Source organism: Burkholderia sp. PvR073 (genome assembly GCF_054055695.1).
This window is the reverse complement of record NZ_JBSRXO010000019.1, coordinates 65,808-89,863: the sequence shown is the minus strand read 5'-3', so window position 1 is coordinate 89,863 and position 24,056 is coordinate 65,808. Positions and strand designations below refer to the sequence as shown.

Annotated in this window: 17 protein-coding genes; 5 read left to right on the top strand and 12 right to left on the bottom strand. The window is 64.2% G+C overall.

Annotated elements, in window-relative coordinates; all coding sequences use genetic code 11:
- The 7 genes from ACVK00_RS32835 to ACVK00_RS32805 all read right to left on the bottom strand — a co-directional run.
- Positions 1-7,085, bottom strand: a 7,085-nt coding sequence (locus ACVK00_RS32835) for an Ig-like domain-containing protein (protein WP_456826982.1), incomplete at its 3' end; no start/stop codon positions are given.
- Between the two features lie 713 nt (positions 7,086-7,798).
- Entirely contained in the window at positions 7,799-9,223 is a 1,425-nt protein-coding gene (locus ACVK00_RS32830; RefSeq protein WP_228910134.1) for an HlyD family type I secretion periplasmic adaptor subunit, read from the bottom strand.
- A complete protein-coding gene (locus ACVK00_RS32825; protein WP_284901331.1) occupies positions 9,207-11,408 on the bottom strand; it encodes a type I secretion system permease/ATPase in 2,202 nt (733 codons plus the stop codon). The genes ACVK00_RS32830 and ACVK00_RS32825 overlap by 17 nt, the downstream gene beginning before the upstream one ends.
- Before the next feature lie 616 nt (positions 11,409-12,024).
- A complete protein-coding gene (locus ACVK00_RS32820) occupies positions 12,025-13,266 on the bottom strand; it encodes a citrate synthase family protein (RefSeq protein WP_284901333.1) in 1,242 nt (413 codons plus the stop codon).
- Between the two features lie 60 nt (positions 13,267-13,326).
- A complete protein-coding gene (locus tag ACVK00_RS32815; RefSeq protein ID WP_284901334.1) occupies positions 13,327-13,719 on the bottom strand; it encodes a VOC family protein in 393 nt (130 codons plus the stop codon).
- 59 nt (positions 13,720-13,778) lie between these two features.
- Positions 13,779-15,065: an MFS transporter gene (locus ACVK00_RS32810; RefSeq protein WP_284901442.1), complete on the bottom strand. Its 1,287-nt coding sequence runs from the start codon at positions 15,063-15,065 to the stop codon at positions 13,779-13,781.
- A gap of 96 nt (positions 15,066-15,161) precedes the next feature.
- Entirely contained in the window at positions 15,162-15,920 is a 759-nt protein-coding gene (locus ACVK00_RS32805) for an SDR family oxidoreductase (protein ID WP_284901335.1), read from the bottom strand.
- 312 nt (positions 15,921-16,232) lie between these two features.
- On the opposite strand from ACVK00_RS32805, the gene ACVK00_RS32800 reads away from it, so the two are divergent.
- Positions 16,233-17,195 (top strand): 2-hydroxyacid dehydrogenase, encoded by a 963-nt coding sequence (locus ACVK00_RS32800; RefSeq protein ID WP_284901337.1) that lies wholly within the window; start codon positions 16,233-16,235, stop codon positions 17,193-17,195.
- Positions 17,196-17,812: 617 nt separating this feature from the next.
- Positions 17,813-18,112 (top strand): H-NS histone family protein, encoded by a 300-nt coding sequence (locus tag ACVK00_RS32795; protein WP_166723131.1) that lies wholly within the window; start codon positions 17,813-17,815, stop codon positions 18,110-18,112.
- A 34-nt stretch (positions 18,113-18,146) separates the two neighbouring features.
- Here the strand turns inward: ACVK00_RS32795 and ACVK00_RS32790 are convergent, their stop codons facing one another.
- Entirely contained in the window at positions 18,147-18,668 is a 522-nt protein-coding gene (locus tag ACVK00_RS32790) for a hypothetical protein (protein WP_350227455.1), read from the bottom strand.
- A gap of 480 nt (positions 18,669-19,148) precedes the next feature.
- On the opposite strand from ACVK00_RS32790, the gene ACVK00_RS32785 reads away from it, so the two are divergent.
- The 3 genes from ACVK00_RS32785 (at position 19,149) to ACVK00_RS32775 (ending at position 20,711) form a co-directional block, all read left to right on the top strand.
- Positions 19,149-19,589, top strand: coding sequence for an Hsp20/alpha crystallin family protein (locus tag ACVK00_RS32785; RefSeq protein WP_284901339.1), 441 nt, complete (start codon positions 19,149-19,151; stop codon positions 19,587-19,589).
- 15 nt (positions 19,590-19,604) lie between these two features.
- Complete coding sequence (locus ACVK00_RS32780) at positions 19,605-20,012, top strand: Hsp20/alpha crystallin family protein (RefSeq protein WP_284901341.1); 408 nt, start codon at positions 19,605-19,607, stop codon at positions 20,010-20,012.
- A 135-nt stretch (positions 20,013-20,147) separates the two neighbouring features.
- Complete coding sequence (locus ACVK00_RS32775) at positions 20,148-20,711, top strand: Hsp20/alpha crystallin family protein (protein WP_284901343.1); 564 nt, start codon at positions 20,148-20,150, stop codon at positions 20,709-20,711.
- Positions 20,712-20,747: 36 nt separating this feature from the next.
- Here ACVK00_RS32775 and ACVK00_RS32770 read toward each other — a convergent pair whose 3' ends face one another.
- From ACVK00_RS32770 to ACVK00_RS32755, 4 genes are all read right to left on the bottom strand, one after another.
- The gene (locus ACVK00_RS32770; RefSeq protein ID WP_228910126.1) at positions 20,748-21,002 is read right to left on the bottom strand and encodes a hypothetical protein; all 255 of its coding nucleotides are present in this window, start codon (positions 21,000-21,002) and stop codon (positions 20,748-20,750) included.
- 104 nt (positions 21,003-21,106) lie between these two features.
- Complete coding sequence (groL, locus tag ACVK00_RS32765) at positions 21,107-22,729, bottom strand: chaperonin GroEL (protein ID WP_284901345.1); 1,623 nt, start codon at positions 22,727-22,729, stop codon at positions 21,107-21,109.
- Between the two features lie 77 nt (positions 22,730-22,806).
- Positions 22,807-23,124, bottom strand: a complete 318-nt coding sequence (locus tag ACVK00_RS32760) for a co-chaperone GroES (RefSeq protein WP_006759515.1) — start codon at positions 23,122-23,124, stop codon at positions 22,807-22,809.
- 173 nt (positions 23,125-23,297) lie between these two features.
- On the bottom strand, positions 23,298-23,936 hold the full coding sequence (locus ACVK00_RS32755; protein ID WP_284901348.1) for a diguanylate cyclase: 639 nt from the start codon (positions 23,934-23,936) through the stop codon (positions 23,298-23,300).
- Positions 23,937-24,056: the final 120 nt, after the last annotated feature.

The following is a 24,056-nucleotide window of genomic DNA, read 5'->3' as shown; positions in this document are numbered from 1 at the left end:
GCGACATCAGTCTGCCGAATCTGCACGTCGTTCACGCCTTCGACGGCGTTGAAGCTGGTGTTCCAGGTGTGACCGCCATCGATCGAGTATTCGACAACTGCCCCAGTCTCCACACCGGACAGGCTAAGTGTACCGACGTTGGTGATGTGGTCGGCGGCATTGCTGCCGGAGTCGGTAGTCAACGCGACGCCGGGCGCGGCGGCCGAGGTATCGAGCGTGAAGCTGAACGAGGTCGGGTCCGATGTGTTGCCAGCGATATCGGTCTGCCGGACCTGGACGTCATTCACGCCTTCGACGGCGTTGAAACTGGTGTTCCAGGTATGTCCGCCGTCGGTCGAGTATTCGACGGTAGCGCCGGTTTCGACACCGGTGAGATTCAACGTACCGATGTTGGTGATGTGATCGGTCGAGCTACTGCCGGAATCGGCGGTCAGGGCGACACCCGGTGCAGCGGCTGAGGTGTCGAGTGTGAAGCTGAACGCCGTCGGATCCGACGTGTTGCCTGCGACATCGGTTTGCCGAACCTGCACGTCGTTTACGCCTTCGACGGCGTTGAAACTGGTGCTCCAGGTATGACCGCCATCGATCGAGTATTCGACGGTGGCGCCAGTTTCAACGCCCGTAGGATTCAATGTACCGACGTTGGTGATGTGGTCGGTCGAGCTAGTGCCGGAATCGGCGGTCAATGCGACGCCGGGCGCGGCGGCTGAGGTATCAAGTGTGAAGCTGAACGCCGTCGGATCCGACGTGTTGCCTGCGACATCGGTCTGCCGGACCTGGACGTCATTCACCCCTTCGACGGCGTTGAAACTGGTGCTCCAGGTATGCCCGCCATCGATCGAGTATTCGACGCTGGCACCCGTTTCAACAGCGGTCAGATTCAGCGTGCCGACATTGGTGATGTGATCGGTCGAGCCACTGCCGGAATCGGTGGTCAGCGCAACGCCGGGCGCGGCGGCCGAGGTGTCGAGCGTGAAGCTGAATGAAGTCGGGTCTGACGTATTGCCCGCGACATCGGTTTGCCGAACCTGCACGTCGTTCACGCCTTCGACGGCATTGAAACTGGTGTTCCAGGTATGGCCGCCGTCGATCGAGTATTCGACAACTGCGCCGGTTTCCACACCGGAAACATTGAGTGTACCGACGTTGGTGATGTGATCGGTCGAGCTACTGCCGGAATCGGCGGTCAGGGCGACACCGGGCGCACCGGCCGACGTATCGAGCGTGAAGCTGAACGAAGTCGGGTCCGATGTATTGCCTGCGACATCGGTTTGCCGGACCTGGACGTCGTTCACGCCTTCGACAGCGCTGAAACTGGTGTTCCAGGTATGGCCGCCATCGGTCGAATATTCGACCGTGGCGCCAGTTTCGACCCCGGTGAGATTCAGCGCGCCGACATTGGTGGTGTGATCGGTAGCGCTGCTACCGGAATCGCTCGTGAGCGCGACACCGGGCGCAGTGGCTGATGTATCGAGAGTGAAGCTGAACGTCGTCTGGTCCGACGTGTTGCCTGCGACATCAGTCTGCCGAATCTGCACGTCGTTCACGCCTTCGACGGCGTTGAAGCTGGTGTTCCAGGTGTGACCGCCATCGATCGAGTATTCGACAACTGCCCCAGTCTCCACACCAGACACGTTGAGTGAACCGACGTTCGTGATGTGGTCGGTCGAGTTGCTACCGGAATCGCCGTTGAGCGCGACGCCAGGCGCGGCGGCTGACGTATCAAGCGTGAAGATGAACGCCGTCGGATCCGACGTATTGCCTGCGATATCGGTCTGCCTGACCTGTACGTCATTCACGCCTTCTACGGCGTTGAAACTGGTGTTCCAGGTATGACCGCCATCGATTGAGTATTCGACGGTGGCGCCCGTTTCAATGCCGGTAAGATTCAGCGTGCCGACATTGGTGGTGTGATCGGTAGCGCTGCTCCCGGAATCGCTCGTGAGCGCGACACCGGGCGCGGCGGACGACGTATCGAGCGTAAAGCTGAACGAGGTCGGGTCCGATGTATTGCCTGCGACATCGGTCTGCCGGACCTGTACGTCGTTCACGCCTTCGACAGCGCTGAAACTGGTGTTCCAGGTATGGCCGCCGTCGATCGAGTATTCGACAACTGCGCCAGTCTCCACACCAGACACGTTGAGTGTACCGACGTTGGTGATGTGGTCGGTCGAGCTAGTGCCGGAATCGGCGGTCAGTGCGAGACCGGGCGCGGCGGCCGAGGTATCGAGCGTGAAGCTGAACGAGGTCGGGTCCGATGTGTTGCCAGCGATATCGGTTTGACGAACCTGTACGTCGTTCACGCCTTCGATGGCGTTGAAACTAGTATTCCAGGTGTGGCCACCATCCGTCGAGTATTCGACGGTAGCGCCGGTTTCGACACCGGTGAGATTCAGGGTGCCGACATTGGTGATGTGATCGGTGACATTGCTGCCGGAATCGGTCGTCAATGCAACACCGGGCGCGGCGGCCGAGGTATCGAGTGTGAAGCTGAACGAGGTCGGGTCCGATGTGTTGCCAGCGATATCGGTCTGCCGAACCTGGACGTCATTCACGCCTTCGACGGCGTTGAAACTGGTGTTCCAGGTATGACCGCCATCGGTCGAGTATTCGACGGTGGCGCCTGTTTCGACACCGGTGAGATTCAACGTACCGATGTTGGTGATGTGATCGGTCGAGCTACTGCCGGAATCGGCTGTCAGGGCGACACCCGGTGCAGCGGCCGAGGTATCCAGCGTAAAGCTGAACGAAGTCGGATCCGACGTGTTGCCAGCGATATCGGTTTGACGAACCTGTACGTCGTTCACGCCTTCGATGGCGTTGAAGTTGGTGTTCCAGGTGTGGCCACCATCCGTCGAGTATTCGACGGTAGCGCCGGTTTCGACACCGGTGAGATTCAGGGTACCGACGTTGGTGATGTGATCGGTGACATTGCTGCCGGAATCGGTCGTCAATGCAACACCGGGCGCGGCGGCCGAGGTATCGAGTGTGAAGCTGAACGAGGTCGGGTCCGATGTGTTGCCAGCGATATCGGTCTGCCGAACCTGGACGTCATTCACGCCTTCGACGGCGTTGAAACTGGTGTTCCAGGTATGACCGCCATCGGTCGAGTATTCGACGGTGGCGCCGGTTTCAACACCAGTGAGATTCAACGTGCCGACGTTGGTGACGTGATCGGTCGAGCCACTGCCGGAATCGGTCGTGAGTGCGACACCCGGCGCGGCGGCCGAGGTATCGAGCGTGAAGCTGAACGCCGTCGGATCCGACGTATTGCCCGCGACATCGGTTTGCCGAATTTGTACATCGTTCACGCCTTCTACGGCATTGAAACTGGTGCTCCATGTATGACCGCCATCGGTCGAGTATTCGACGGTGGCGCCGGTTTCAACACCGGTGAGATTCAGCGTGCCGACGTTGGTGATGTGATCGGTCGAGCTGCTACCGGAGTCAGTGGTCAGTGCGACACCGGGTGCGGCGGCCGACGTATCGAGCGTGAAGTTGAACGCCGTCGGATCCGACGTATTGCCTGCGATATCGGTTTGACGGACCTGTACGTCATTCACGCCTTCGACGGCGTTGAAACTGGCGTTCCAGGTATGACCGCCATCCGTCGAGTATTCGACGGTGGCGCCCGTTTCAACACCGGTGAGATTCAACGTACCGACATTGGTAATGTGATCGGTAGCGCTGCTACCGGAATCGCTCGTGAGCGCGACACCGGGCGCGGCGGCCGAGGTATCGAGCGTGAAGCTGAACGCCGTCGGATCCGATGTATTGCCTGCGACATCGGTTTGCCGAATTTGTACATCGTTCACGCCTTCTACGGCATTGAAACTGGTGTTCCAGGTATGGCCGCCATCGGTCGAGTATTCGACCGTGGCGCCCGTTTCGACACCGGTGAGATTCAGCGTGCCGACATTGGTGATGTGGTCGGTCGAGCTGCTACCGGAGTCAGTGGTCAGCGTGACACCTGGCGCAGCGGCTGACGTATCGAGCATGAAGCTGAACGAGGTTGGGGCGGACGTGTTGCCTGCGACATCGGTCTGCCGGACCTGCACGTCGTTTAAGCCTTCGACGGCATTGAAACTGGTGTTCCAGGTATGACCGCCATCGATTGAGTATTCGATCGTGGCGCCGGTTTCGACAGCGGTGAGATTCAACGTGCCGACGTTGGTGACGTGGTCGGTGGCGCTGCTACCGGAGTCGGTGGTCAGTGCGACACCGGGCGCGGCAGCCGAGGTATCGAGCGTGAAGCTGAGCGACGTGGCCGACGACGTGTTTCCCGCGACGTCGATCTGCCGAACCTGCACATTGTTCACGCCTTCGACGGCGCTGAAGCTCGTGTTCCAATGGGCACCGTTATCGACGCTGTATTGCACTGTGGCGCCGGCCTCGATGCCCGAGAGGTTCAGTGTACCGACGTTGGTGATGTGGTCCGTGGCGCTACTACCGGAATCATTCGCGAGCACGACACCGGGCGCAGCGGCCGAGGTATCGAGCGTGAAGCTGAGCGATGTGGCAGCTGACGTGTTGCCCGCGACATCGGTTTGCCGAACCTGCACGTCGTTCACGCCTTCAACGGCATTGAAACTGGTGTTCCAGGTATGGCCACCATCGGTCGAGTATTCGACAGTCGCGCCGGTTTCGACACCGGTGAGATTCAACGTGCCGACATTGGTGATGTGATCGGTGGCGCTGCTACCAGAGTCGGTGGTCAGTGCGACACCGGGCGCGGCAGCCGAGGTATCGAGCGTGAAGCTGAGCGATGTGGGAGCCGACGTGTTGCCCGCGACATCGATCTGCCGAACCTGCACATTGTTCACGCCTTCGAGGGCACCGAAACTCGTACTCCAATGCGCACCGTTATCGATACTGTACTGAACGGTTGCGCCGGTTTCGATGCCAGTGACGTTCAGCGTGCCGACATTGGTGATGTGATCGGTGGCGCTGCTACCCGAGTCGCTCGTGAGTGCGACACCGGGCGAGGCAGCCGACGTATCGAGCGTAAAGCTGAACGAGGTCGGGGTGGACGTGTTGCCCGCGACATCGATCTGTCGAACTTGCACGTTGTTCAGCCCTTCGACGGCGCTGAAGCTGGTACTCCAATGCGCCCCGTTGTCGACGCTGTACTGAACGGTGGCGCCGGTTTCGATGCCAGTGACGTTCAGCGTGCCGACATTGGTGACGTGATCAGTGGCGCTGCTACCCGAGTCGCTCGTGAGTGCGACACCGGGCGCAGCAGCCGACGTATCCAGCGTGAAACTGAACGAGGTCGGGGCAGACGTATTGCCCGCGACATCGATCTGCCGAACCTGCACATTGTTCAGCCCTTCGACGGCGCTGAAGCTCGTGTTCCAATGTGCGCCGTTGTCGACGCTGTACTGAACGGTGGCGCCGGTTTCGATGCCTGTGAGATTCAACGTACCGACGTTGGTGATGTGGTCGGTGGCGCTGTTGCCGGAGTCGGTGGTCAACGTAACACTCGGCGACGCGGCCGACGTATCGAGCGTGAAGCTGAGCGATGTAGCTGACGATGTGTTGCCGGCCACGTCGATCTGCCGAACCTGAACGTTGTTCAATCCTTCGACGGCACTGAAGCTCGTACTCCAATGCGCCCCGTTATCGACGCTGTATTGCGCTGTGGCGCCGGCCTCGATGCCCGAGAGGTTCAGTGTACCGACGTTGGTGATGTGGTCGGTGGCATTGCTGCCGGAATCACTCGTGAGCGCGACACCGGGCGCACCAGCCGAGGTATCGAGCGTGAAGCTGAACGACGTGGCCGCCGACGTATTGCCCGCGACATCGATCTGCCGAACTTGCACATTGTTCAGTCCTTCGACGGCGCTGAAGCTCGTGTTCCAATGGGCACCGTTATCGACGCTGTATTGCACTGTGGCGCCGGCCTCGATGCCCGAGAGGTTCAGTGTACCGACGTTGGTGATGTGGTCGGTGGCGCTGCTGCCGGAATCACTCGCGAGCGCAACACCTGGCGCAGCAGCCGACGTATCCAGCGTGAAACTGAACGAGGTCGGGGCCGACGTATTGCCCGCGACATCGACCTGCCGAACCTGCACATTGTTCAACCCTTCGACGGCACTGAAGCTCGTGTTCCAATGCGCACCGTTATCGACGCTGTACTGTACGGTGGCACCCGTCTCGATGCCCGAGAGATTCAACGTACCGACATTGGTAACATGGTCCGCGGCATTGCTACCCGAGTCGGTAGTCAACGCAACACCCGGCGCACCAGCCGACGTATCGAGCGTGAAACTGAACGACGTAGCCGCCGACGTATTGCCCGCGACATCGATCTGCCGAACTTGCACATTGTTCAGTCCTTCGACGGCGCTGAAGCTCGTGTTCCAATGGGCACCGTTATCGACGCTGTATTGCACTGTGGCGCCGGCCTCGATGCCCGAGAGGTTCAGTGTACCGACGTTGGTGATGTGGTCGGTGGCGCTGCTGCCGGAATCACTCGCGAGCGCAACACCTGGCGCAGCAGCCGACGTATCCAGCGTGAAACTGAACGAGGTCGGGGCAGACGTATTGCCCGCGACATCGATCTGCCGAACCTGCACATTGTTCAGTCCTTCGACGGCGCTGAAGCTCGTGTTCCAATGCGCACCGTTATCGATACTGTACTGAACGGTGGCGCCGGTTTCGATGCCGGAGAGGTTCAGCGTGCCGACGTTGGTGATGTGGTCGGCGGCGTTGCTGCCGGAATCACTCGTGAGCGCAACACCCGGCGCACCAGCCGACGTATCGAGCGTGAAACTGAACGACGTAGACGCCGACGTATTGCCCGCGACATCGACCTGCCGAACCTGCACGTTGTTCAACCCTTCGACTGCGCTAAAACTCGTACTCCAATGCGCCCCGTTATCGACGCTGTACTGCACGGTGGCGCCCGTCTGGACCCCGGTGACATTCAGCGCACCGACATTCGTGATGTGATCGGTCGCGCTACTGCCCGAATCGACCGCCAACGCCACCCCGGGCGCCGTCCCGGCAGTCGTATCCAGCGTGAACGAGCACGAAGACACGGCCGACGCATTGCCGGTCACGTCGATCTGCCGCACCAGCACGGTATTCGTTCCTTCGACGGCGCAGAAGCTCGTGTTCCAGTGCGCGCCGTTGTCGGTGCTGTACTGAACGGTCGCGCCGTGCGCCACCGCGCCGACCGACAGCGTACCGTCCGACGTGAGGTTGTCGGCGGCCGACATCCCCGTGTCGTGCGCCAGCGCGACGACAGGAGCGGGCGGCGCAATGTCGACATAGGCCGTCGCCCAGCTCAGCGTACCGTTACCCAGCCGGATCGCGTACGTGAAGCTGTCCTGCGCGTAGCCGAGCGTATTGAAGCTGTTCGACAACCACGACGCGTCGAGATGGCTCGCGTCATACCCGACCTTGCCGTCCGACGTGATCCAGATGTGCGCGCCGTGCGCGCTGAAATCCGTGCTCACCGATTCCGCCCGGCCCGTATCCTGCGTCAGCAACGCCGTCTGTTCGAGCGCGACGGTCGTTTCGGTGCCGGAGTCGAGCGAATAGAGCGTCTTGGCCGCGCCGCCGAGATCGTTCGCCATCACGTTCAGGTAGACGGTGGTGAGCGTATTGTCGGTGAGCCCCGTCTGTGCCGACGTAAATACGTCGTTCGTTGCCTGCGGCGTATTGCTGATGGAAACCGCGGTCCCGTTTGAAGTCGTCGCCATGTCGTGCTCCCCGTCCTGTCATGTTTTGATGCGGGCGCTGCGCCGCTCGATGCGACGCATGCCCGACGAACTGCAAACCGGTTCTCGTGTCAGCGCTCGCGCAACGCCATTTCCTTGGTCTTGATGACGGGCTTGAGCAAGTAATGCAGTACGGTACGGCGCCCGGTGCGGATGTCGACGGTCGCGATCATGCCCGGCACGATCGCGACCGGCTGGCTCCGGCCGCTCGGCTTGCTTTGCCGGGTGCGCACCAGTACGCGGTAATAGCTGTCCGGTTTCTCGCCGGGACGGTCCGGCACGATCGTGTCGGCGCTGATGTCCTCGACGACGGCGGGAAAGCCGCCATAGATCGAGAAGTCGTACGCGGACAGCTTGACCGTCGCGTCCTGCCCCGGATGCAGGAACGCGATGTCCGCCGGCCGCACGCGTGCTTCGATCAACAGCGTGTCGTCGAGCGGCACGATTTCCAGCAGGTCCATCCCCGGCTGGATCACGCCGCCCACGGTGTTGATCTTGATCTGCTTGATCATCCCTTTCAGCGGCGCGCGCACGAGCGTGCGCGTGACGCGATCCTCGAGCGCGACGTTGGCCGCACTCAGCGCCGACTGATCGGCGCGCGCGAGATTCAGTTCCTTCATCGCGTCGGCGCGAAAATGCGCGGTCGTTTCGTCGATTTTCTGGCGCGCCTCGCGATAGGCGGCTTCCAGCCGCGGCATCGCGAGCCGCGTCGCATCGAGGTCGCCCTTCATGTCGGTCGCCTGCCGCTCGAGCCGCAACACCTCGACGTCCGACACCGCGCCTTTTTCCACGAGCGGGCTCGTCAACGCCAGTTCCTTCGCGACGAGCGCGTAGCTGTGTTGCAACTGCCCCTCGCGCGAGCGCTTTTCCGCGAGCTCCTGCCGGTGCTGTTCGGCCTGTTGCCGGAGCACGTCGAGATTGGCCTGCAATTCGTGCTGACGCGACTCGAACAGCGAGCGTTCCTCGTCCAGCAGGCCCGGGTTCGCGCGTGCCAGGGCGGCCGGCACGACGAACGCGGCGCCGTTCGCTTCGGCGCTCAGCCGCGCGATGCGGGCGAGGAGGGCGGCATCCTTCGCCTGTCCTTCCTTGTACGACGACGTGAACCGCGTATCGTCGATGCGCATCAGCGGCTGGCCTTTCTGGACGACCTGGCCGACGCGCACCATGATCTCGGAGACGATCCCGCCCTCCAGGTTCTGCACCACCTGCACGCGGCTGGACGGGATCACCTTGCCTTCCCCGACGGTGACTTCGTCGACTTCGGCGAACGCGGCCCACAGGAGGGCGATGACGATGAACGCGAGCGTCGCCCACAGGATCCAGTGGGTGAAGTAGCGCGGCCCCTCCATCGCGGCCGCGCAGCGTTCGCGCATGAACGCGGTATCGTCGGCGCGCGGCTTCAGCGCGGCGCCGATGCGCCCGCGCAGCGCCTTGAGCGCGGCGATGCGTTGCGTCGTCGGCGCGCCGGCGCCGTCGGGTTCAGCCAGCAGCGACATGGAGCTTCCTCCCTGCAAGAGCCGCGAGGACCTGGTCCTTCGGGCCGTCAGCGACGACGCGGCCCTGATCCATCACGATCAGGCGGTCGACGAGCGTGAGCAGCGACGGACGGTGCGTGACCAGCAGCAGCGTGCGGCCGGCGAGCTGGACCGACAGACGGGCCTTGAACAGCTCTTCCGACCGGTTGTCCATCGCGCTGCTCGGCTCGTCGAGCAACAGCACCGGCGGCGACAGCAGCATCGCGCGGGCGATGGCGATGGCCTGGCGCTGCCCGCCGGACAACGCTTCGCCGCGTTCGCCCACCGCGAGGTCGAAGCCGTTCGGCACACGGTTGACGAAGTCCGCGACGCCGGATACCTGCGCGGCGCGCAACACGGCGTCGTCGTCCGCGCCCGGCGCGCCCAGCACGATGTTGTCGCGCACGGTGCCGTTGAACAGCATCACGTCCTGCGGCACGTGACCGATCCCGCGCCGCAGCGCGGCAGGATCGTACTGACGCAGTTCGACGCCGTCGATCAGCACGTTGCCGGATGAAGGCGGGTAGAGACCGAGGACGAGTTTTTCGATCGTGGTCTTGCCCGAGCCGACGCGCCCGATGATGCCGACGCGCTCGCCCGCGGCGATGCGGAACGACACGCCTTCGAGCGAGACGCCGCTCTGGCCGGGGTAGGCGAAGCCGACGTTGCGGAATTCGATCTCGCCGCTGAGTGCCGGCCGATGGACGAAGCGCTGCTCGGCCGGACGCTCGCCGGGCAGGTTCATCACGCCGTCGATCGACGCCAGCGCGCTGCGCGACTGGTGGTAGCGAGTCAGCAGCGACGCGACCTGACCCATCGGCGCGAGCGCGCGGCCGGTGAAGATCGTGCAGGCGATCAGACCACCGGTCGTGAGCCGGTCGTCGCCGATCATGTATACGCCGCACAGGACCACCGCGAGATAGGCCGCCTGCTGCGCGAACATCGCGAAATTGACCGCGCAACCCGACAGCAGGCGCGATTTGAGCCCGAGCCGTGCGATCTCGCCAAGCATTTGCTCCCAGCGCGCCTGCATCGGTCCTTCCGCGCCGTTGACCTTGATCGTCTCGAGGCCGACCAGCGTTTCGATCAGCAGGGCCTGACGCTGGCTCGCGTGGCGCTGGCTGGCTTGCACGGCCCGCGCGAGCGGCCCCTGCACGGCCACGCCCGCGCCGATCACGAGCGGCAATGCCAGCAGCGGCAGCCAGCCGAGCCCGCCGCCGACCCAGAACATCGCCACGACGAACACGATCGAAAACGGCAGGTCGATCAGCGCCGCCGCGGTCGCCGACGTGAGGAATTCCCGCACGGCTTCGAATTCCTGGATCTGCGAAGCGAACCCGCCGACGGACGGCGGCCGCGCCGCCATCCGGATGCCGAGTACTTTCTCGTACAGGTTTGCCGACAGGATCACGTCGATCTTCTTGCCGGCCACGTCGATGAAATAGCCGCGCAACGTGCGCATCACGACGTCGAACACGATCACGAGCGCGATGCCGGCCGCCAGCGCCCACAGCGTCTCGAGCGCGCGGTTCGGCACGACGCGGTCGTAGACGTTCATCGTGAACAGCGGCATCGCCAGCGCGAAAAGATTGACCAGCGTCGACGCGAGCATCACTTCCGCATAGATCGGCCACGATTGCGCGACCACGCCCCAGAACCAGTGGCGCGGGCGCGGCACGACGCTTTCCGTGTCGCGTGCATCGAATCGGTGGGCCGGGCGCGCGAACAGCACGTGGCCGGCGTGGCGTTGCGCGAGTTCGGCCGCGTCGACGGCTTCCTCGCCGATGCCGGTTTCAGGAAGGATCACCTGCAGGGTGCCGTCCGCATTGCGGCGAACCAGCACGCAGGCTTGGCCGTCGTTGAGCAGCAGCACCGCGGGCAGGACCGCATCCGGGATGTCGGGCAACGCGCGTCGGGCCAGTTTGGCCGACAGGCCGGCGCGCGCCGCGGCCCGCACGAACAGGGCCGGGGTGAGGCGCCGGCCGGCGAGCGGCAGGCCGGCCACGAGCGTGTCGACGCCCACCGGCCGGTCGAACAGCCGCGTCAGCACGAGCAGGCAGCCCAGCAACGGATCGTCTTCGACACCCGATCCGTGCGGCAGATTCCAGCCGTGCGTGGCGCACGGCTCCCCGGCCGCGGCAGCGGCTTGCGTAGCGGCGGCCTGCATTACAGCACGCCGCCGGCCTGGTGACGGTCCGACCGGTGCGGCAGCCCGCCGCGCGCGCATATTGCCGCCGTCAAGCGCTCCGTCTTGTTCATGCCTCACCCCGATTGTTTATGTGCTGTTCGTCGCTTGTGCGACTGCTTGTGACTGCTTGTGTTTGCGTCGGAGCAACAGCAAGGAGCGGGCCAGATGCGGCGACTGGCGCGCCCGGCGGGGCGGAGGCGGGCATGCGCCGACCGACGGCGGTATCCGAATGCCGGTTTGGTTTCAGGTCTGATACGTTGCGGCTGCGCGAGGGTCGTGCGATTCCGTGCCGACGTGCCAGCAATGGCGCACTGCAGAAGGCGCTCACGCTACTGCAGATTCGGAATCGCGGTCGGCACGGGGCCGGATCCGGTATCGAAAATGTTTCAGCCGTGAAACGCGTCGGTTATAGGGGCGTATCGCCGGTGTACGCACTACCCATGACCCGTCCGTCGGTTCAACGCCCCGTCGGCCGCCCGCACTTCATGCGCCTACGCGTCGGATCGTGATGCCGGATGCCAGGCTTCGATCGGAACCGTGACGAATCGAAAAGGCCGCATCGATGCTGCGCGGTCCATCTCCATCGCAGCCGCGGTCAATCCACGATCTTGAACACCCGGTTCTTCTCGATCACGCCGGCTTTCGGCAGTTTGCCGTCGTCTTCGGCCTTGGGAAGCAGATGCCGCTCGTCGAGCGCCGGTCCTGTATAGCGGCTGCGCGGCCGGATCACCTTGCCCACGCGCAGCTGTTCGATGCAGTGGGCCAGCAGCCCGACGCTGCGCGCGATCGAGAACAGCCCGAAAGCCGCATCGCGCGGCAACCGAAGCTGCACCGACAGCATCGCGAGCGCGACATCGATGGTCGGCCGCTGGCCGGTGAGCGTCGTCACCTTGTCGATGAAGCGCGCCAGTTCCGCCGGCGGATCGAGCCGCGCGAGCAACGCGGCCGCGCGCGGGTCGCCGTCGGGGTAGAGATGATGACCGAAGCCGGGAATCGGGATCGCGGACTTCAGGTGATGATCGACCACGTGCGCGGCGCCGAGCCGTTCCACGTCGTCGAACACCGCGCGCACGCGTCCTGACGCGTCGCCGTGCAGCGGGCCCGACAGCGTCGCGAGCCCGGTCAGCAGGCAGCCCGCGAGCGACGCGCCGGTCGATGCTGTGATGCGCGCGGCGAACGCCGAACTCGTGATCTCGTGATCGGCGACGAGCACCATCGCGCGGCGCAGCAGGTCCGCGCCGCGACCGTCCAGGCCCCAGCCCGCCGCGAGCCGCTGGTGGGTCCACGGCAGGCCCCCATCGTCTTGGGCGCCGAACGCGCGCGCGACGATCGCGACGAGCTGGCCGGCCTCGGTGTGCAGCGCGCTGTCGAGCCGGCCGAGCGTCGAGTGGCCGTGCGCCGCCAACGTGGCAAGCATCGTGAACGCGCACTGGCGATCACGTTCGCCGGCCGGCAATGCAACCGCGGGCGCGTCGAACGTCACGGGCGTGGTGGCTTGCCAGAGCAGCGCGGCCGTTTCCTCGAGCGTGGCGGTGTCCGACAGTTGAATGCTGTCGCGGCCGCGATACCACGCACGGCCCTTGGAGAATGTGGTGATGCCGCTGGGGATGCACGGCTCGGCGCCGAAGATCGTGCTCGCCGCCAGCGCCGCACGCTTGCGGCCGACCTGTTTTTTGCGGCACAGCGCGATCACGTCCTCGGCGCGATACAGGCTCTTGCGCGGATCGTCGGGATCCTGCATCACGGCGATGCTGCCGCGGCTCGCATACGCGTAGACGGTCTGCGCCCGCACGCCGAGCCGCCGCGCGGCTTCCGTCAGGGTGATCCAGTTGTGCATGGGGAGTCGTGATGAGGACGCGGCCGGTGCCCGGCCGCTTGTGCCGACTATAGACCGCGTTCAGCTCGATGTCATCTCGGCCGGGCGCCGCTCGAGCACCTCGACGAGGATCTCGCCCGGTGCGCGCACGAAACAGCCGCGCACGCCGGCGCGGATCCGCGTCACCGGCTGGACGACCTCGGCGCCGTGCTCGACCAGGTGTGCGTACGCGGCATCGAGATCCTCGACCAGCACACCGAAGTGATCGATGCCTTGGGCGCGTGCGCCGTCGGGCACGGCGGCCGGTCGCGCGTCGGGCAGGGCCGTGATGAACAGGTTGATGGTGCCGATCCGCAGGTCGACGCGGCCGGGGCGCCGCACGATTTCGGCGTTCAGGCAGCGCGCGAACCACGCCGCGGTGGCCTCGGCGTCAGCCGAGCAGAGTTGCAGGTGATCCCATTTGAATTCGATCATGATCGTGGGCCGGATGGGGTTGAGCCGCCGCGGCGGCCGGTCAAGGGATGCGAACGCACTCAGAGCTCGATGCGCGACAGCTTGCCGAGCAGCACGGAGTACGACAGCGTGCCGACGAGGCAGATCGCACCCATCAGGTTCAGCGCCCAGAAGAAGTTGCCGGTGTGCTGGGTCACATAGCCGATCATCAGCGGGGTGGTGACGGCCGCGATATTGGCCGCGAGGCTCGTGATGCTGCTGGTGAGCCCGACATAGCGTCTCGGCGCGATCTCGGATACGGCGGCCCAGGACATCGAGCCGATCCCCTGTGCGAAGAACGCGACGGTCAGGATCGCGATCACCAGCGCGTTCGAGTGCACGAAGTTGACCAGCACGATCGACGCGCCGAGGAAGGTGCCGATCACGAGCGGCGCCTTGCGGGACGACGACATCGACACGCCGCGCCGGATGCAAAGATCGGACAAGTAGCCGGCGATCAGGATCCCCAGCGTCGCGCCGACGAACGGCATCGCCTGGAACAAGCCGACCTTGATCATCGACATGTGCCGTTCCTCGACCAGGTAGGTCATGAACCAGGTCGTGAAGAACACCAGCAGCGTGTTGTTGCAGAACTTGCCGAGACAGATCGCGAGGATCTGCCGGTAGCCGAGCAGGCGCAGCGCCATGCGCCAGTCGAAGCGCTCGCGTGCGGTCACGACAGGGCGCCCTTCGGTGATGTACTGCAGCTCGGCCGCGTTGACGCTGCGATGCCGCGACGGATCGCGATAGAGCCGGTACCAGACGAGGCTGAACAGGATGCCGAAGCCGCCCGTCGCGAAGAACACGGCGCGCCAGCCGAACGCCGACGAGATCCACAGCAGCGGCCCGGTGAAGAGCGGCGTGCCGATGTACTGACCCATCACATAGACGCTGGTCGCGAAGCCGCGCTCCTGGACCGGGAACCACATCGTCACCGCGCGGGCGTTCGACGGAAAGGCCGGCGCCTCCAGCGCACCCATCGCCAGCCGCGAGCCGAGCAGCATGTGATAGCCGTGCGCGAGCCCCTGAGTCAGCGTCGCCAGCGACCAGCCGACCAGCGACAGCGCATAGGCGACGCGCGAGCCGAGCAGGTCGGCGAGCACGCCCGCCGGCACCAGCGCGATCGAGTAGGCGAGGCCGAACACGGCGAACAGCTCGCCCATCTGGACGCGGGTAAGCGCGAGATCCTTCGACAGCGCCGGTGCGACGATGCCGAGCGCCGAGCGGTCGACGTAGTTGAGGATGGTCGCCACCAGCAGCATCGACAGCACGCCATAGCGCACTCGCGACCTTCTGGCGACGTCCGCGTGCGCGCCGAACTCGCGCATGACCGAAACCTGTTCTTCTGCGGTTTTCAATGTTGTCTCCTGTCTCCTGATGGGGGGGCCGGCGCGGTGTCGTCATCCGCGCCGGCGATCGTCGGGTCAGCCGCGCCCGACATACGGCATCGCGCTCGCCATGATCGTCATGTTCAGAATGTTGGCTTCGAGCGGAAGGCACGCCATCTGCACGATGGCGTCCGCGACGTGCGCGACGTCGACGCGCGGCTCGGGCGCGACGCGGCCGTCGGCCTGCAGCACGCCGCTGTTCATGCGCTCGGTCAGCGACGTGGCGGCGTTGCCGATGTCGATCTGGCCGCACGCGATGTTGAACGGCCGGCCGTCGAGCGCGAGCGAACGGGTGATGCCGAGGACGGCATGCTTGGTGGCCGTGTACGCGATCGTGTTCGGGCGCGGCGAGTGCGCCGAGATCGAACCGTTGTTGATGATGCGGCCGCCTTGCGGAGTCTGGCGCTTCATCTGGCGCCACGCGGCGCGTGCGCACAGGAAGACGCCGGTCAGGTTGGTCGCGACCACGGCGTTCCAGAATTCGAGCGAGTAGTCGTCGAGCGGCACGGCGCCGGCATTGCGGCCGGCGTTGTTGAACAGCACGTCGAGATGCCCGAACTCGCGTTCGATCCGCGCGAAGCTTGCGTCCACCGACGCCTCGTCAGCGACGTCGGTCGGAATCGCCGCGGCCACCCCGCCGGCTTGCTCGATGATCTCCTTCGTCGCCAGCAGCGGCTCGATGCGCCTGCCGAGCAATGCCACGCCGAATCCGGCTCGCGCCAGCGCGACGGCCGCTGCCTGGCCGATTCCCGTGCCGGCGCCCGTCACTGCCGCGATTTTTTTCCGTGCCTGCATTTTCACGACCTCGTCTTCCGTCCGTTGAACATGCAAAAAGCATTGCGCGGCGGCGATTCTCCAGCAATCTTGATTCTTTCAATCAATATCAAGCGCCCCGTCGCGTCGGGGCGGCGTCAGGGTTTTCCTGAGTTCGCGGGCACGTCGTTCCCGGGCCTGCGCGGGGGATGCGCATGAGGCGCCGCACCGGAACCGCCCCGGGAAGCCGGCAGCGCGATGCAGCACGGACATATTGATTGGATCAATCAATATTGACCCGCGCCGAGCGCGCTTCGTAGGCTGTGCTTCGTTTTCCGACCCAAGGACGAGACCATGCCTGACAACAATCGCCCCCGCCTGCTGGTAGCGCGACGGGTTCCCGCGGCCGTGGCCGCACGTGCCGAAGCCGAATTCCATGCGTACGTGACGGACGCCGACATGGATGCACCGTCCGTCGTCGAGTTCTGCAACCGCTACGCGACGCCGGCGGTGCTGATCGGCAAGAAATCGGGGCTGCAGGCCGAGCACATCGCGGCATTGCCGCCGAGCGTGAAGATCATCGCGAACGCGAGCGCCGGCTACGACCACCTGGATGTGGCCGCCGCGCGCGAGCGCGGGATCGTGGTCAGCAACGCGCCCGACGCGCTGACCGATTGCACGGCCGATTTCACGATGCTGCTGATTCTGGCCGCGTGCCGGCGTGCATCGGAGTACGAGCGCATCGTGCGCGCGGGGTGGGGCAAGTCGTTCGGCATGACCGACATGCTCGGCACGCGCGTGAACGGCAAGACGCTCGGGATCGTCGGCTTCGGCCGGATCGGCCGCGCGGTCGCGCAGCGCGCACGCGGCTTCGGAATGAAGATCGTCTATACCGACAGGCGGCCGGCGCCGCCCGAGGTCGAGGCGGGCGCCCGCTATTGCGCGGATCTCGACACGCTGCTGCCGCAGTGCGACATCCTCACGCTGCACGTGCCGGGCGGCGGCACGCCGTTGATGACGCGCCGCGCGTTCGGCCTGATGCGTGACGGTGCGGTGTTCGTCAACGCGGCGCGCGGGAGCCTCGTCGACGAGGATGCGCTCCACGAGGCGTTGACGTCGCATCGGTTGTTCGGCGCGGGGCTTGACGTCTATCGGAACGAGCCCGATATCGATCCGCGTTTCGCCGCGCTCGACAATGTGTTTCTGTCGCCGCACATGGCCAGCGCGACGATCGAGACACGCGACCAGATGGGTTTTACCGCGCTCGATAACGTCGCCGCGGTGCTTGACGGAAGGGCGGCGCCGAACGCGCTTTGACGGGCAACGCCAGAGTGTGACGCGCAGCCCGCGACGGGCTGCGAATCCGATGTCGGCGTCGCGCCGGGGGCTTCCGGTGACCGGAGGCCCCCGGCCGTTCGCACGGCGTTACACGTCAGAATCATTTTCCGTTGATGTAATGGCGCGCCTACCGATGTCCAGCACATGCCGGTGGCGATCGCGCGGGGCCGCGGCGCGCGACGTGAGGGACATGCGCGACGAACGCACGATCGCGCGCATAACCGGCTTCTCGGCTTGGGGCAGTCACGGGATTTGCACACCGTCTCGACATGGGATCTTGAGGTCCGCATTCCAGCGACCAGCCGACGAGCCTGTCGCGTCGCCATCATGATCCGTTCCGTTGCAGCCATCGCAGCCTCCGACGCCGGACACCCGGCGACCGGATCGCTTACGCGGCGAAAAGGCGGATATTCCTATAAAGCGACTACACCGCTTCCGGATTCAGTTTGATTTATATAAACCCGATAGGGCATACTGCAGAAATCGATCGCTATCGATTGTCACCACTGCCGCGAATATAATGTCGACGGCCTTTTGCCTCGACATAGAGGGGCTGTTGGACCACTTTCCAAATTTCAAGGAATCCTTTCATATCCATGGCTACCTACCTCGAACTTAAAGCACAGGCAGAAGCGCTGGCACAGAAAGCGGAAGCAGCGCGGCTCGCCGAACTGGAAAGCCTTATCACGACGATGCGTGAGCAGATTGCCGAATATGGCATCACGCCCGAACAACTTTTCGGGCGACGCCGTGCCGCTCCGTCGAGCGCCACCCGCGCGCCGGTCGCACCAAAGTATCGCGATCCGAAAACGGGCGCGACGTGGAGCGGGCGCGGCAAGCCGCCGCATTGGATTGCAGGCGCGAAGAACCGTGACCGGTTTTTGATCGAGCAGTGAAAGGGGTCGACGGTTGAGTCCGATGCCGTCAACGCTACCCGATGGGAAATACCGGGCGACGTGTCGTGAGCGGACGATCTTTGCTGCCAGGGCGATGGGACACGGCGACGTATTTCCGGACGCCGAATTGATCGTGGAGAATGGATGGGCCACCTTCATCCGGAATGCCGCTGAAGTGTGGAATTGCAGTGCGCGCTACGCTGCTGCGCACTTCGACGTTCAGTCCGCCTAGGAAGAGCCGCAGATGAGCGAGCTTGTTCAGATTGCGCCGGGTGTTGTGTTCTCCTCCGATGTGCTTGGCACCGCGTGGGCGCGCAAATATCGGCCGGACGGCGGGAATGCGGCGCGGAATGGGAACATTCAGTCCGCAGACCGACCGGGCCCATCGGAGCAGGAAGGCGAAAGCGAACACGGCGCTCGTGCGAGCCTGTCGGGCCAATTGTCGTTGTTGTAGAGAGAACTGCGGGATGACGGGCATCCTGCGACTGTCGGCCTTCACATTGCCGCCATATTTCCTTCCGAGCCGGTGCCCGACATGGGTGCCTGTTTCGTCCACGAGTGCGTGCCGGGCCCGACCGAGCGCCAGTGCCTCTGCTTTAACGACCGAGCATGTTGAATTCGAGTTAGGGGTGAGGTTTCTCCGGTCACGCCACGGGCTCATCCGGACGAAATGGCGGCCTCATCGCTGCGACTGAATACTCGTTCGGGCCGCTAACCGACGCCGGTTTTTCTTCATGCCTGGCGTGGGCAGTTGAGTACCGAGAAGGCCGCTGAGATCTGGCCCGGATAATAGTCAGACGAAAGGGTTCCGACCCGCGGCTTATAGGCGCTCGAGCAAAGATTTCAGGCGCAAAAAACCGCCACCACCCCCTTGAAATTTTCCGCAGAATTCCTATCTTAAGTTTCGCTCAGGCAGACGCGTGGGTCGCTTCATTCCGCGCGCTGCGTGTTTCGATTTGTTTGCCAGCAGTGTGGCAGGCGAACTGGAGCGCGTAGGCCCGTTCGCCTCCATGCTGCAATCGAGGAGGATGTGATCATGAGCGATCTCTACTTCGGAACCGACCTCTTCAGCGAGTTCGACCGCCTGCAGCAGCAGATGGCGCAACTCTTCGGCGGTTTTCCGTCCAGCATCCGCGCGAGCCGTTTCGGCACTTTCCCCCAGGTCAATATCGGCGCGACAGACGATTCGATCGAGATCGTCGCGTTCGCGCCCGGCGTCGATGCCGGCACGCTCGATGTGTCGATCGACAAGGGGCTGCTGAGCATCAGCGGTGAACGCAAATCGCCCCAACCCGATACCGACAGCGAGCGGCGAACCTATGCGCAGGAGCGCTTTATCGGCATGTTCCGGCGCGTCATCGAGCTGCCCGAAGCCGCCGATCCCGACAAGGTTCAGGCGCGCTACGAAAACGGCTGTCTGTTGATCAGCGTCGGCAAGCGCGAATCGTCCAAGCCGCGCGCCATCACTGTCCAGTAATACGAGGAGCCGATCATGAAAGACACGACCCAACTGACGGAACGGGACTCGTCTGCCGTCGCACGTGGCGGAACCGAACAGTCCGCGCGCCGGGTGACACTCGTGCCGGCCGTCGACGTATACGAGGACAGCCAGGGCGTCACGCTGTGGGCCGATTTGCCCGGCGTCACGAAGGACAAGCTCGACGTCAAGGTTCACGACAGCAGCCTCCTGATCGAGGCCGAGGCAATGGTGCCGACGCCGCAAAACCTGCGGCTGCAGCATGCCGAGGTCCGTCAGCCGCATTTTGCTCGCACATTTACGCTGTCGGCGGACTTCGATACGTCCAGGATCGAGGCGAGCCTCCAGGACGGGGTGCTGAAGCTGACGATCCCACGCCGCGACGAAGCGCGTCCACGACGCATCGAAATCAAGACCAACTGAGGCGCCAGCCGCCGCGGTGCAGCACGGGTGCCTCCGCCGCCGCGTAACAGGGAACAGGGCAAAGCGCGGCGCGCGCTCGCTACCCGATGGGCTGCCCGCGGCTCAAACCAGATTGAAGCTGAATCGGAGGATGCAATGAACACCGATCCGAAAAAGTGGAACCCCTTCAAGTTTCTTCGCGGCGCTGCCCGCAAGTCTGATGCGGGAGATCCGGAAAACGCATCGGCAGGCGAGCCATGGCGCGCCGCGTGGCCTGACATTTCGCGCCTGTTCTCGCGCGAATCATGGGGTGCAATGGAGGAATTCTTTCATGACCCGTTTGCTGGCCGCGGCGCGCTCGAACGCTGGTTCGGCGACTTCAGTTCATCGCGTTTCCAGCCGCGCATCGACGTCGTCGATGAAGGGCCGGTGCTGCGCGTCACCGCCGAACTGCCCGGAATGGAGCGCGAAGATCTGAAGGTGAGCGTCGAGGATGGGGCAATCGTGCTGCGCGGCGAGAAAAAGCAGGATGTGCACAGTGAGGAAAACGGCTGCTACCGGCTGGAGCGCGCGCATGGAAGCTTCACGCGCACGATCCCGATGCCGGACAACGCCGACCCCGAGCACACGTTGGCAAAGTTCGACAACGGTGTCCTCACGTTGACCGTGCCGAAATCAGAACCGGCCAGGTTCACGAGTCGCACGATCGATATCGGCTGATATCACTCCCCGCGCTTCGGAATCGACCCGTCCGGCTCACTCGTCCGCCATGAGATGACGAATCACGAGTGCCGGATCGGCGATATCCAGAATCAGCCGGCGAAGGATGCGTCGACGCATGTGTTCCTCGTCGAGTATCCAGGGCGCGCCCTTCTCGCTGAGATAGCGGGTGAGGGCGTCCTGGTGATCAGCGGTTGCAGGCAGATCCAAGCGGACCGCCAGCAGTCCAGCCACGACGTCGTCGATATCGACGTCCAGCGGTTTCGAATCGATGTTCAGCTTCAGTTTCATGGCCGCTCCACCACAAAAAGCGGCGCCGCAAGACAGGAACAGTTTGCGGCGCCGAACGCGCTGCGCCGGCCGCGACTGCTGCCGGCGCGTGCAAGACCCGCAGGTCAGTACTCGAGCTCCGGTGCGGTGGCCTGCGCAGGCTTTTCGTCCTTCGGCGCATCGGCCACCGTTGCATCCGTCGTCAGGATCAGCCCGGCAATCGATGCGGCGTTTTGCAGTGCCGTGCGCGTGACCTTGGTCGGATCGACCACACCGGCCTCGACCAGATCGCCATACTCGCCGGTGGCCGCGTTGTAGCCGAAGTTGCCCGTGCCTTCGAGCACCTTCGCGATGACGACGGACGGCTCGTCCCCGGCATTCGACGCGATCACGCGCAGCGGTGCTTCGAGCGCGCGCAGCACGATCTGGATGCCGGCGTCCTGATCACTGTTGGCGCCTTTCAGGCTCGTCGCCGTCGAACGCGCACGCAGAAGCGCCACGCCACCACCCGGCACGATACCTTCCTCGACCGCCGCGCGTGTGGCGTGCAGCGCATCGTCGACGCGGTCCTTTTTCTCCTTCATTTCGACTTCGGTGGCCGCGCCGACCTTGATGACGGCTACACCTCCGGCGAGCTTCGCCACGCGTTCCTGCAGCTTCTCGCGATCGTAGTCGCTCGTGGCTTCCTCGATCTGCGTACGGATCGACTTCACGCGCGCCTCGATGTGCTGCTCGTCGCCCGCGCCGTCGATGATGATCGTGTCGTCCTTGCGGACCTCGACGCGCTTCGCGCGGCCGAGATCGTCGAGCGAGGCCTTCTGCAGTTGCTTGCCGGTTTCTTCCGAGATGACGGTCGCGCCAGTGAGGATCGCGATGTCCTCCAGCATGGCCTTGCGCCGGTCGCCGAAACCGGGCGCCTTGACGGCCGCAACCTTCAGGATGCCCCGCATCGCGTTGACCACGAGCGTGGCCAGCGCTTCGCCGTCGATGTCTTCCGCCACGATCAGCAGCGGCTTGCCCGCCTTGGAGGTCGCCTCGAGAACCGGCAGCAGATCCCGGATGTTCGAAATCTTCTTGTCGTGCAACAGGATCAGCGCGTCGTCCAGATACGCGGCCTGCTTTTCCGGATCGTTGATGAAGTAGGGGCTGACGTAGCCGCGGTCGAACTGCATCCCTTCAACCACATCCAGCTCGTTCTCGAGCGACTTGCCATCCTCGACCGTGATGACGCCTTCCTTGCCGACCTTCTCCATGGCGTCGGCGATGATCTTGCCGATCGCGTCGTCCGAGTTCGCCGAGATCGAGCCCACCTGCGCGATCTCCCGGTTCGTGGAAATCGGCTTCGACAGTTTGCGCAACTCGTCGAGCACGGCGGCCACGGCCTTGTCGATGCCGCGCTTGAGGTCCATCGGATTCATGCCGGCGGCGACGTGCTTCATGCCTTCTTGCACGATCGCCTGCGCGAGCACGGTGGCCGTGGTCGTGCCGTCGCCGGCCACATCCGCGGTCTTCGATGCGACCTGCTTGACGATCTGCGCGCCCATGTTTTCGAAGCGGTCCTTCAGCTCGATTTCCTTCGCGACCGATACGCCATCCTTCGTGATGGTGGGTGCGCCGAAGCTGCGCTCGATCAGCACGTTGCGGCCTTTCGGCCCAAGCGTCACCTTCACGGCATCGGCGAGGACGTTCACGCCCTTGACGATGCGGGCGCGGGCGCTGTCATGGAATTTGACGTCTTTTGCACTCATGTTGTTGCTCCGGATAGTAGTCGTTGACTCAACGCGGCGCGAACAACCCGTCGGGTGTTCGCGACCGGCTCAGGATGTCAGGCGGCCTTGCGGGACGCGCCGGTATCGGACTCGAGGACGCCCATGACGTCTTCCTCACGCATGACGAGGAGTTCGTCGCCATCGACCTTGACGGTCTGGCCTGCGTATTTGCCGAAGAGAACCTGGTCACCGACTTTCACCTGGAGCGCGCGCAGCGTTCCATCCTGCAGCAGCCGGCCGCTGCCGACCGCGACGACTTCACCCTGCTCGGGCTTTTCCGCGGCCGAGTCGGGAATCACGATGCCCGAGGCCGTCGTCCGCTGCGTCTCGATTCGCTTGACGATTACCCGGTCGTAGAGGGGACGAATCTGCATTCTCATCTCCTGAGCGATTAAAGGTTCACGAAAAAGGAATCCGGTTGCCGGGCGTCCTGACTGACGTAAGAGTCGCCGCCGGGCAGCCGCACCACTGTCTGGCGGAATGCGAAATAGAGGCGCCCATCGCGCCCTTCAAGGGGCGTAAAAAAGGCTCTTTGTAACAAATTGTTTCAGCGCGGCAGCAGGATGCGATGGACCTTGCCCAGGCGATAAACCGTGCGGCCGCGTCCATCCGGGCGGCGGGGCTCAGGCGGCACAGGACAGGGCGGCTGGCGTCCGCCATCGGCGTCCAGGGTGTCGTCCGGCTCATCGAGCGTGCGCCACAGGCCTCCCCTGACGGGCCGGAACAGCCAGCGCACGTAGCCTCGGCGCGCGGCAAGCTGCATCAGCTCGTCGCGATCGGTCTCGTCAGCGAGAAGCTGCGGGGAGTGGGCCGCGTTCTCGCCATAGTCGCCGAACGCCTGACGGCAAGCGAGCGCCTCGGCAGCGCTGGCGCCGATCACGTTGCAGCCGCGCCGCTCGACGCGCTCGACATCCCATGCGCCTGATTGCCAGGCGGCATCGAGCAGCATGGCGTCCACGGTCTCGACGCTGTGCCAAGGTGTATCGATCTGGACAGCCGAGCCCGGAACCGGCCGCGGTGGAATCTCGACGCCGGGCAGCACGAGCGGTGTCGCGCGCCGGAATCCATGCCAGTGGAGTATCGCGAAGAGCGGGGTATTCACCTGTGCGGCCGCCGTGACCGTGACGGCAAAGAGCGGCATGCGCACGCTGTCCATCTGTTCCCGAAGCGTATCGAAAAGGACCATGAAGCCTCCCGGGTGACATGTTGCAGGGCCTCTTGAAATTTCCGTTGCTTGCGCTATTTTATGCATCGCTCAGGCAGTCGCGATAAGCGCCGCGTGTTTCGATTTGTTTGTCGGCGGAGC